This is a genomic window from Mesorhizobium metallidurans STM 2683, from assembly GCF_000350085.1.
GTDB classification, from domain to species: Bacteria; Pseudomonadota; Alphaproteobacteria; order Rhizobiales; family Rhizobiaceae; genus Mesorhizobium; species Mesorhizobium metallidurans.
Genome location: NZ_CAUM01000022.1, coordinates 1 through 10337 on the forward strand (window position 1 = coordinate 1; position 10337 = coordinate 10337).

Annotated in this window: 8 protein-coding genes and 1 pseudogene; 5 read left to right on the top strand and 4 right to left on the bottom strand. The window is 64.2% G+C overall.

The genetic code is table 11. The features are described from left to right. Positions 1 to 121: 121 nt before the first annotated feature. On the bottom strand, positions 122 to 2149 hold the full coding sequence (hyfB, locus tag MESS2_RS04850; RefSeq protein ID WP_008872974.1) for a hydrogenase 4 subunit B: 2028 nt from the start codon (positions 2147 to 2149) through the stop codon (positions 122 to 124). A 169-nt stretch (positions 2150 to 2318) separates the two neighbouring features. On the opposite strand from hyfB, the gene MESS2_RS32135 reads away from it, so the two are divergent. From MESS2_RS32135 to MESS2_RS04870, 5 genes are all read left to right on the top strand, one after another. Beyond that, positions 2319 to 2474: a hypothetical protein gene (locus MESS2_RS32135; protein WP_157357613.1), complete on the top strand. Its 156-nt coding sequence runs from the start codon at positions 2319 to 2321 to the stop codon at positions 2472 to 2474. 153 nt (positions 2475 to 2627) lie between these two features. Next, positions 2628 to 3596: a D-2-hydroxyacid dehydrogenase gene (locus MESS2_RS04855; RefSeq protein WP_008872976.1), complete on the top strand. Its 969-nt coding sequence runs from the start codon at positions 2628 to 2630 to the stop codon at positions 3594 to 3596. A 7-nt stretch (positions 3597 to 3603) separates the two neighbouring features. Beyond that, positions 3604 to 4776 carry an NAD(P)/FAD-dependent oxidoreductase gene (locus tag MESS2_RS04860; protein WP_008872977.1) on the top strand — a complete coding sequence of 391 codons (1173 nt, stop codon included), beginning with the start codon at positions 3604 to 3606 and terminating at the stop codon, positions 4774 to 4776. A gap of 41 nt (positions 4777 to 4817) precedes the next feature. Further along, a complete protein-coding gene (locus MESS2_RS04865) occupies positions 4818 to 5165 on the top strand; it encodes a RidA family protein (RefSeq protein ID WP_008872978.1) in 348 nt (115 codons plus the stop codon). Positions 5166 to 5191: 26 nt separating this feature from the next. Further along, positions 5192 to 6106, top strand: coding sequence for a nitrilase-related carbon-nitrogen hydrolase (locus MESS2_RS04870; RefSeq protein ID WP_008872979.1), 915 nt, complete (start codon positions 5192 to 5194; stop codon positions 6104 to 6106). Between the two features lie 221 nt (positions 6107 to 6327). On the opposite strand, the gene MESS2_RS04875 is transcribed toward MESS2_RS04870, so the two are convergent. The 3 genes and pseudogenes from MESS2_RS04875 to MESS2_RS04885 form a co-directional block, all read right to left on the bottom strand. Then, positions 6328 to 7389 (bottom strand): aminomethyl transferase family protein, encoded by a 1062-nt coding sequence (locus MESS2_RS04875; RefSeq protein ID WP_051069039.1) that lies wholly within the window; start codon positions 7387 to 7389, stop codon positions 6328 to 6330. 119 nt (positions 7390 to 7508) lie between these two features. Further along, positions 7509 to 8286, bottom strand: a pseudogene (locus MESS2_RS04880) (ABC transporter substrate-binding protein). 116 nt (positions 8287 to 8402) lie between these two features. After that, the gene (locus MESS2_RS04885; RefSeq protein WP_008872981.1) at positions 8403 to 10154 is read right to left on the bottom strand and encodes a hydantoinase B/oxoprolinase family protein; all 1752 of its coding nucleotides are present in this window, start codon (positions 10152 to 10154) and stop codon (positions 8403 to 8405) included. Positions 10155 to 10337 lie beyond the last annotated feature (183 nt).

A 10337-nucleotide genomic window follows, 5' to 3' on the forward strand; every position in this document is an offset into this window, starting at 1 on the left:
TTGGATAGAGGGGCCAGCCGGTTCGGATCGCCTGGCGCTCCTGACGCTTCCGCGGCTGCTCTTTCGTATTACGATCGGCTTCGATGAAGGGCTGCACCGAACCAGGGCCGATGCCTGATGGTCAGGCCGATACTGTCGCTGCGGCCGCCGTTTGTACGAACAAGGGTCGCTGAGCGCACCCTACGAAGTCGGAGGTCAGGTTCATCCTCGGTGAGTTGCGTTCACCCCTTCGAGCAAGGCGAGCAGGCCCTTCAAAATCTCGATCGGTGGCGGCGGGCAGCCGGGGATGTGGAGATCTACGGGCAGCACCTCCGACACGCCGCCGACGACGGCGTAGCTGCCGGCGAAGCAGCCGCCGTTCCTGGCGCAATGTGCCGAAGACGCGGCGAATGGGCTGGGCGAAACTGACGGCCGTGTATTGCGCGGCCGGGGTGACATCCGGGAAGCCGCAACCCCAGGCAGGACCGCGACGCAGCGCGTGCGAGGCGAAGCGGTGGATCACGACGGCCGCGAGCGAGGCGGAGATCGTGATGAACACGAGCACCAACAGGCCATTGTAGGAGCTGCGGCTCTCGGCGATCGGCACGATCGACAGCCAGGGCTGCGCCATCTGCACCGGCATGCGGTTGCCGATGAGCGACAGCGTCACCGGTGAAATTCCGTCTATGACAAGGCCCGGCAGAATGCCGGCAAGCAGACAAAGAGCCGCGAGAACGAACATTGCCGCCAGTGAGTAGCGATCGACCTCCCGCACCTGCTCCATCGCCGCGGAGCGTGGTCGGCCGAGAAATGTGATGCCGAACGCCTTTACGAAACAGGCCGCGGCCAGCGCCGCCGAAAGCGCCAGCAGGCCGCCGACCGCGGGCACCATGACTTTCAGGCCCCATTGCGGCAGGTCGGGGCTCTGCAGGATGGCCTGGAAGGCCAGCCATTCGGAAACGAAGCCGTTGAAGGGCGGAAGTGCTGAGATCGAAACGCAGCCGACGAGAAAGACAAAACTGGTCAGCGGCATGCGATGGATAAGACCGCCCAATTTCTCCATGTTGCGTTCGCCGGTTGCGGTCAGCACGGCGCCGGCGCCAAAGAACAGCAGGCTCTTGAAAAAGGAATGGTTGAGAACGTGGAAGAGTGCTGCGGTGAGCGCCAGTGCTGCGGCCGACGGCATCGCGTTGGCCTTGAAGGCGAGCGCGAGGCCAAGGCTCGCGAAGATGACGCCGATGTTTTCTATGGTGCTATAGGCGAGCAACCGCTTGAGGTCCTTTTCCATCAAGGCGTAGAGGATGCCGAGAACCGCGGTCAGGCCGCCGAGGAAAAGCACGACGACCCCCGACCACCACGCCGGCTCGCCGAGCAGGTCGAAGATGACGCGTACGAAGCCATAGATGGCGACTTTGGTCATGACGCCGCTCATCAGCGCCGAGACGTGGCTCGGCGCTGCCGGATGAGCAAGCGGCAGCCAGACATGGAGGGGAACAAGGCCGGCCTTGGAGCCGGCGCCGAGCAGCATGAGAGCCAGAACGGCGGCGGCGACGAACCGGGTTGGCTCGGCGGCGCGCATCGCGTCGAATGTATAGGTTCCTGCCGGTCCGGCCAGCAAACCGAAGGCGAGCAGCAGCGCCAGCGTGCCGAAGCTCGCCATCACCAGGTAGATGTAGCCTGCCCGCGTATTGTCCTGTTCGCGATGGTGCGCCATGACGAGCGCCCACGAGGCGAGCGACATGAACTCCCAGGACAACAGGAAGGTGAAAGCATCGTCGGCCAGGACGACGAGGTTCATGCCGGCAAGGAAAGCCGGGAAGAACGGCAGCACGCGGTGCGGCGCGGACTCGTGACGGCCATAGCCAAGTCCATAGAGGCCGGCTAAGACGCCGCCGAGGTTGACCACGACCAGGGAAAAAGCCGAGAGCGCATCGAGACGGAAATGGGCGCCGATCCAGGGCAGGCCGAGCGGCAGCGTAACGGCCGACACGCCGGCGGGATCGCCGACCAGATGACTTGAGACTGCCAGGAACATGACGGCCGCGATGCCAAGGACCAGACAGTAGACCAGTTGTGTCGCCGAATCGCGCCGGCTTTCCTGCGTGCCGACCGGCATCGCTACGACGCAATCGTGCTCGATGCCTATTCCGGAAGTCGTATCCCGGATCATCTATGCGCCGAGACATTTTTCGGCCTGGCTCAGACACGGCTGAAGGGCGCTTCCGGTTGTCTGCTTGCCAATGTTCATGCCCGCCACGACCTTGACATGATGCCGGACCGCGTGGCCGCGAAGCTGAACACCATCTGGGGGCGATGTCAGGTTGCTCGATACGCGTGGCATGTCGGATCGCAATACGCTTGTCATGGCTGGCAATGTGCGCAATCTCGTGCAGCCGGCCTTGCTCATGCCGCCATCGGTCGGGGCAGACGAGATTTCGCGCGACCTTGCCCGGCTGGCGTTCAGGCCGTGGCATCTGCGGCCGCAACGAAAGTGACGACTCAGACTGACGATCGTCCGAGTCGTGATTTGGCACGCCTAAAGGATGCGCGACGCTGTAGCGTTGCGGATTTGAAGTTCCAAAGCGCCCATGCCATCAAACCCACCGCGGTTCAAACTCACCGTACCGGAAAGGCCCGAGCACACGGCGATGACAGTTGGCCCCACCGTAATCCTCCACACCAACGCGACGGCGCTTGCAATGAAGCTGTTGCGCGAAACGCATCCGGGGTTGGCCGTTCACCCCTGTGAGAGCTACGCCGGGCTTGCCGCATCGATAGAGGGGACAAAGGCCGAGATCGTCTATTCCGTACGCTTCGACGGTACGGAGCGTTTTCCACGATCCGCGCTGCTGCAAAGCCCGACGGTGAAATGGGTGTCGGTCGGTGGATCGGGGACGGACCATCTCGGTCCCTGGGACCCTGAAAAGGTCACTGTAACTAACGCTGCCGGCGCCGCCGCCGACATGATGGCCGAATACGCGCTGGGGGCGATGCTGTCCTTCTCGCTCAATCTTCGAAATTTCGCCAGCCATCAGCGCGCGCGGGCCTGGGTTCCCGGCTCGGTCGAGCCGATCCAAGGCAAGACCTTGCTGTTGCTTGGCCTTGGCCATACCGGGCAGGCCCTGGCACGGCGGGCGAAGGCGATGGGCATGACGACGCTCGGCGTGCGGGCCGAACCCAGGCCAACCGCCGATGTCGACGAGGTGCACGGCGTCGAGGCGTTGCCGGCGCTGTGGGGCAGAGCCGACTTCATCGCCTGTTGCGTGCCGTTGCTCAAGGCGACACGCGGATTGATCGGCGCGGCGGCGTTTGCCGCAATGAAGCCGTCGGCGGTGCTGATCGACGTTTCGCGCGGCGGCGTGGTCGATGAGGCGGCACTGCTGTCGGCACTCGATGCCGGCCGCATCAGGGGGGCGGCGCTCGATGTCTTTGCTTCGGAACCACTGCCGACGGACCATCCGCTCTGGCGTTATGAGAATGTGATCGTCACGCCGCATTGTTCGTCGGCCTATGCGGGCTGGGAGCAGAAAGCCCTGGCCCTGTTCGCGGACAATATCAGCCGCTACCAGCGCGGCGAGAAACTGTTAAACGTTGTCGATCCAAAACGCGGCTATTAGATCCCCGATGAATTCTCCGGACAGCGCCTCTATACGGGAGGCCGATATCGTGATCATCGGCGGCGGCATTGCCGGCGCGAGCGCGGCCTATGAGCTGGCGGCTGTCTCGTCCGTCATCCTGCTCGAGCGCGAAAGCCATTGCGGCTACCATTCCACCGGCCGGTCGGCGGCAAGCTTCACGGAGAATTACGGAAACGCTGTTGTCAGGCGGCTGGCGATTGCCGGCAGGTCTTTCCTCGAAGCGCCGCCGCAAGGCTTTTGCGATCATCCCTTGATGCGCCCGCGCGGCATGCTGACCATCGCGCGCCAGGATCAGCTCGGTCTGCTTGACGAGGAGCTCGAAAGGGCCAGGCAGTTCGTGCCGTCGATCCATCTGATAAGCCCCGGGGAAGCGTTGGCGCGCGTGCCGGTGCTGCGGTCCGACTATGTCGGCGGGGCGATCGTCGAGCCGGACTCGCGCGAACTCGACGTCAACGAGCTGCATCAGGGTTTCCTGCGCAATGCGCGCAAACGCGGCGCCCAGATCGTCACAAATGCGGGTGTCAAGGCGATCGGGCGGCATGGCGATCGCTGGGTTCTGCAAACAAGCCAGGGAAGCTTCGCCGCGCCGACAATCGTCAATGCGGCCGGCGCCTGGGCAGACAGGATCGCCAACCTGGCTGGAGTCGCGCCGATAGGCCTGGTGCCGAAGCGGCGCACCGCCTTCCATGTCGCCGCGCCGGACGGCGTCGCCATTGCCGGCTGGCCGCTGGTCAACGATGTCGGCGCGGAATTCTACTTCAAGGCGGATGCCGGCCAGATTTTCGTCTCGCCGTCGGATGCGACCCCGAGCGAGCCGATGGACGCCTATCCCGACGATTTCGACGTCGCCGTCGGCGTCGATCGGCTGCAACGCGCCACGACGATCGAGGTGCGCCGGATCGAACACCAATGGGCGGGCCTGCGCAGCTTCGTCAGCGACGCCTCGCCGGTGGTTGGGTTCGACGACAGGGCGCAAGGCTTCTTCTGGCTGGCGGGCCAGGGCGGCTACGGCGTCAAGACATCGCCGGCACTCGCCAGGGCATGCCGCGATCTGATCCACAGCGGACGGCTGCCGGATGAGCTGTTGCGTCAAGGCATCGAACCGGGCGATCTTGCGCCCGGCCGGATCAGAATGACGGAGTCAGCCGCATCGGCCTGAAGACCCAGCTCGCTTCAAAGACGACGAAAAGGAAAGACCGGATGACCATCGAACGCTTCGAGAATGGACCCCGCTTCTGCCGCGTGCTCAGCCACAATGGAATTGTCTACCTGGCCGGCATGACGGCCGACGATCTGTCGGGCGACACCACGCAGCAGACGCGCGACGTGCTGGCCAAGATCGATACCTATCTGGCCAAGGCCGGCAGCGACAAGACCAAGGTCCTGAGCGCCACGATATGGCTGCGCGATGTCGCCGACTTCGACAGGATGAACGCCGCCTGGGATCAATGGATCGACAAGAGCGCCATGCCGGTGCGGGCAACGGTCGAGGCCAGGCTCGCCGGCGACGGCTACCTCGTCGAGATCATGGTTATCGCCGCGGCCTGAAACCAGCCTATCGAGGAGACGACTGCATGGCGCGAGACCTGACCATCGCGGTCTGCCAGACCAGCCCGATACAGAAAAGCGCGCAACGGGCCGAAACGGTGGATCGGCTGATCGCGCTGCTGGAGAGGGCGGCGGCGGCCGGCGCCGAGATCGCGGTGTTTCCGGAACTCGCGCTCACCACCTTCTTTCCTCGCTGGCGGATCGACGACCAGGCCGAGATCGAGGCCTTCTTCGAACCCGCGATGCCAGGCCCGCAGACGCAGCGCCTTTACGATGCGGCGGCGCGCCTCAGGACAGGCTTCGCGCTGGGCTACGCCGAGCTGGCGCGAGTGGACGGAAAAACACGTCGCTTCAATACGATGGATCTGGTCGGGCAGGACGGCAAGCTTGTCGGACGCTACCGCAAGGTCCATGTGCCCGGGTCGAGCGAGCCGGAACCGGGCACGACCGTGCATCTTGAGCGGCGTTATTTCGAGCCCGGCGATCTCGGCTTTCCGGTGTTTTCCTATCGCGGCGTGCGCATCGGCATGGCCATCTGCAACGACCGGCGCTGGCCGGAGACCTACCGCATGCTCTGCCTCAACGGCGCCGAAATCGTTCTCATCGGCTACAACACGCCGCTGCTGCTCGACGAGGCGCCGGCGCTGGCGCATCTGCGCATGTTCCACAATCATCTGCCGATGCAGGCGGGCGCCTATCAGAACACGGTCTGGGTCGCGGCAGCGGCCAAGGCCGGCATCGAGGACGGCCAGGCCTTGATCGGCGGTTCCTGCATCATTGCGCCGACCGGCGAGATCGCGGCGCAGGCGATGTCGCTGGACGACGAGTTGATCGTGCATCGCGCCGATCTCGACCTCATTTCCGTCTGCCGCAAGGTGAATTTCGACTTCGCCAAATATCGCCGGCCCGACCAGTACCGGCTGATCGCGGATCAGGTTTGAGATGGCGGCAGTGCCGCCCGCCGAGCCTCCAATGAGCGCCGACTCGCCGACACCGTACTGATCCCAAACCCTCACGCCTTTTTTCCCGACGATGGCGTCACCCACAGGATCGGGTGCGAGGCCACTTTCGATAAGAATACCGAAGCTGTGCGGGGAAATATCGGCCGCTACCGCCAAGTCGGTGGAAGTGAAGCGGTCAGGTGGCGAATCTTTTCTAAGGATCAGGCCCTCAATCTGACCCCTTCCGGATCGAAGAACGGCATCGGTGCCACAACCGCACGTGTCGGCGTGCCGTCGATGTCGATGCTGAGTTCCCTGCCGATCGCGGTGAAGGGCACTCGCAAACGCGCGGTCGCCAGCACCTTGCCGAGGGAATAGCCATGATCGCTGTAGGTGATGACGCCGGCATCCTCGTCGCCGGCCAGAACCCGCGCATTGGTTGCGGCAGGCATGTCGCCGTCGAGGATCAGTCCGGTCCAGCGTTCGTCGAGGCCCTTGTCGCGCACCTTCAGCAGCGCTTCGCGGCCGACGAAATCGCCCTTGTCGAATTTGATCCAGCGGTCGAGCCCGACATGGAACGGCGTATGCGTCTCGTCCATGTCGATGCCGTGCGCCGGATAGGCCTTCTCCAGGCCAAGCGTGAACATCGCCGGCACGCCATAGGGTTTCAGGCCGAAATCCGCCCCCGTCCGCATCAGGGCGTCCCAGACGGAAGTCGCCTCGTCGGCCGGCACGAACAGCTCGAAACCGAGCTCGCCGGTCACGCCGGTGCGCGAAATCAGCACCTTCGTCTCGCCGACGCGACCTGACGCAAACGACCAGCGCTTCAGGCTGTCAAGATCGGCATCCGAGACCAGCGCCTTCAACAATTCGCGCGAGCGCGGCCCCTGAATGGTCGGGAAGGCGACGGCCGCGGTGATGTCGGTGACATAGGTTTTCCGGCCCTGGGCATGATGCAATAGCCAGGGCAGCATTTTGAGGCGATTGACCGAGCCGGTCACCAGCATGAAATGTTCCGGCCCGAGCCTGAACACGGTGAGGTCGTCCATGATGCCGCCATCCTCGCGGCAGATAGTGGAATAACGCACCTGGCCAGGTTTCATCGCCGCGGCATCGTTGACGATGACATGGTTGACCAGCGCTTCGGCCTCCGGACCCTTGATGTCCATCTTGCCCATGGTGCTGAGGTCCTGGACACCGACATTTTCGCGGGTGTTCAGGTGCTCGTCGGCAATGCCGGAGTAATATCTGGCGGAGATGAAATCGCCGCCGACCCGGCCCATGGTCGCGCCCAGGCCGACGATGCTGTTGTAGAAAGGGAACGCCGTTCGGCCAAGAAAGTCTCCATCTTCATAGAAACGGGAGCGCCGGACGGCGCTGCCGAAGGCGTTAGTCGTCGGTCTCAGCTGCCGTAGACGTCGAATGCAAAATATTTGTCGTTGATTTCCTTGTACTTTCCGTTGGCGCGCAGCGCGTCGATCGCGGCATTGAGCTTGTCGGTCAATTCCTTGTTGCCCTTCTGCAGCGCGATGCCGACGCCGGGGCCGTGGATGGCGGGGTCGGCGGTCAAGGTGGCCGAGCAGCTTGCAGCAGGCGCCTTCGGGCTTCTTCAGCCATTCGGTAAGGATGATCGAGCCGTCCATCACCGCGTCGAGGCGTCCGTTGACCATGTCGGCGCGGGCATCGTCGCCGGTCGGATAGGCCCTGACGGTCGAGCCGCTGTATTGCTGCTCGGCGAAATTCTGGTGGATCGTCGCGCTCTGCACGCCGAGCGTCTTGCCTTTCAGATCCTCGGGCGAGGTGCCTGATAGCGTCGAATCCTTCGGCACGGCGATGGCCGGCGGCGTCTGGTAGTATTTGTGGGTGAAGTCTACCTTCTCGGCGCGCTCGGGCGTGATGGTGATGTTGATGATGGCGTCGAACTTGCCGGCCTGAAGCGCCGGGATCGAGCCATCGAAATCCTGCACGACGAATTCGCATTCGGTCTTCATCTCGGCGCACAGCGCCTTGCCGAGATCGATGTCGAAGCCGCCCAGCGTGCCATCGGCATTGGCATAGTTGAAGGGCGGATAGGCGCCTTCGGTGCCGAGCTTGAGTTTCTTGTCCTGGGCAGAGGCAGCGCCGGTGGCGAGAGCCAGAGCGAGCGAAGCGGCAAGCACGAAACTACCGAAAAGACGCATGATCCAGATCTCCGTCGATGGGCCAAGTCTACGGGCTTTTATGCCCCCGGCGGAGACGGAAACGACATGGGCTGCGGCGATCACGGCGCTGCAAGGCTGGTTGGCAGCGTCGTCGATCAGTGGTGTCCAGCAGCGCGCTTGCCCTTCGTCGCCGCGTCGTCGACCGCTAGCCCGTCCGCCGAGAGGGCGACGCCGAATTTCTCGGCGGCCTCCTCGGACGTGTAGTAGCCCATTGCAATATCCCGTAGCACGAGATCGGCGTCGCGCTGGAGGGGATCGCCATAGCCGCCACCGCCAGGCGTACCGACGCGCACGCGGTCACCGGCCTGCAGCGGGATATCCTGCTCCTTGGACAAATGCGGCGGCACATGCGCCTCGCCGTTGCGGAACACGGTCACCGTGTTGACCGCGCCATCCTTGCCGCCGAGCGCGCCCTGCGGGCCGAAACGGCCGTGGTCCATGACGAAGGAGGCGCGCGCGTCGCCGCGCAGGATTTCGACCTCATAGGCGAGGCCGAAGCCGCCGCGATGCTTGCCGGCGCCGCCCGAGCCCTCGCGCAAGGCATAGTGGCGGTAGAGCACCGGAAAGGCCTGCTCCATGATCTCGACCGGCGGCGATTTGGAAATGCCGATGGTCGAGCAGCCGTTGGTCAGGCCGTCATGCCCGGCATTGCCGCCATAGCCGCCGCCTGAAATCTGGTACATGACATAGTCGCGGCCGCGCGCCGGGTCGTTGCCGCCAAGCGCGAAATTGCCGCTGGAGCCGGCGGGAGCGGCCGTCACCCTGTCCGGCAGCGCCTGCACCATGGCGGCGAACACCGCCTCGGCGATGCGCTGCGACACCTCGGCCGCGCAGCCCGAAACCGGGCGCGGATATCTGGCGTCGAGGAAGGTGCCTTCCGGCCGCTTGACGTGAAGCGGCTCGAAGGCGCCGGCGCTGATCGGCACGTCCGGGAAAATATGGCGCATCGCGAGATAGACCGACGACAAGGTCGTTGCCAGCACGCTGTTCATCGGCCCGGCGCAAGGCTTTGACGAGCCGGCGAAATCGAAGCTCAGCGTGTCGCCCCTTTTCTCTACCGCCAGCGCGATGGTCAGCGGCTCATTCACCACCCCGTCGGAATCGACAAAGGCCTTGGAACGGTAGATGCCATCGGGGATGGCCGATATGTTGGCGCGCATCTGTTCGGCGGCGCGGCGGCGCAGTTCGGCGATCGCTTCGACAACAGTTTCGTCACCGTAACGATCCAGGATTCCATTGAGCCGGTCCTGGCCGATCAGCAGGGCGGCCGCCTGCGCGCGGATATCGCCAATGCGCTGGTCGGCGACGCGGATGTTGGAGCAGATGATGGCGTAGATCTCCGGATCGAGCACGCCCTTCTTGAACAGTTTGACCGGCGGCAGCCGCAGGCCTTCCTGCTCGACGGCCGTCGCCGAGGCGGAAAAGCCGCCCGGCACCGAGCCGCCAATGTCGGGCCAATGGCCGGTGTTCGACAGCCAGCAGAAGATCTTTTCTCGGCGATAGACAGGCATGACGAAGCGCACATCCATCAGATGGGTGCCGCCGAGATAGGGGTCGTTGACGATGTAGATGTCGCCCGGCTCCGGCGGCAGGCAGCGGCCGTCGGCGATCATCTCGATCACCGTTCTGGTCGAATATTGCATGACGCCGACAAACACCGGCAGACCCTGGCTGCCCTGCGCGATCAGCGAGCCATCGACGGCCGAATAGATGCCGTCGGAACGGTCGTTGGCTTCGGCGATGACCGGCGAGAAGGCGGCGCGCGAGAAGGTCAGGTCCATCTCGTCGCAGACCTGCTGCAGAGCAGCCTGAAGGACGGAGAGCGTGATGGCGTCGAGAGTGATCATCCGCGCGCCTTAAGTTGTACGAGACGGGCGCCAATTTTGCACGCCGAGAACTGGTATACGGATTCTGACGAAGAGGGACCCCCACCCCTAACCCCTCCCCGCAAGGGGGAGGGGGATTCTCGTCGGCGCTGAAAGCAGCAAATCGCTGCGTGTCGATGCCAGGAACTGGTGGCTCGACCAAAT

What these genes read in the sequence shown, in the direction of transcription:
- hyfB (WP_008872974.1), bottom strand. Translation starts at nt 2,149, where the DNA reads ATGATCCGGGATACGACTTCCGGAATAGGCATCGAGCACGATTGCGTC.
- MESS2_RS32135 (WP_157357613.1), top strand. Translation starts at nt 2,319, where the DNA reads ATGTCGGATCGCAATACGCTTGTCATGGCTGGCAATGTGCGCAATCTC.
- MESS2_RS04855 (WP_008872976.1), top strand. Translation starts at nt 2,628, where the DNA reads ATGACAGTTGGCCCCACCGTAATCCTCCACACCAACGCGACGGCGCTT.
- MESS2_RS04860 (WP_008872977.1), top strand. Translation starts at nt 3,604, where the DNA reads ATGAATTCTCCGGACAGCGCCTCTATACGGGAGGCCGATATCGTGATC.
- MESS2_RS04865 (WP_008872978.1), top strand. Translation starts at nt 4,818, where the DNA reads ATGACCATCGAACGCTTCGAGAATGGACCCCGCTTCTGCCGCGTGCTC.
- MESS2_RS04870 (WP_008872979.1), top strand. Translation starts at nt 5,192, where the DNA reads ATGGCGCGAGACCTGACCATCGCGGTCTGCCAGACCAGCCCGATACAG.
- MESS2_RS04875 (WP_051069039.1), bottom strand. Translation starts at nt 7,389, where the DNA reads ATGGGCCGGGTCGGCGGCGATTTCATCTCCGCCAGATATTACTCCGGC.
- MESS2_RS04885 (WP_008872981.1), bottom strand. Translation starts at nt 10,154, where the DNA reads ATGATCACTCTCGACGCCATCACGCTCTCCGTCCTTCAGGCTGCTCTG.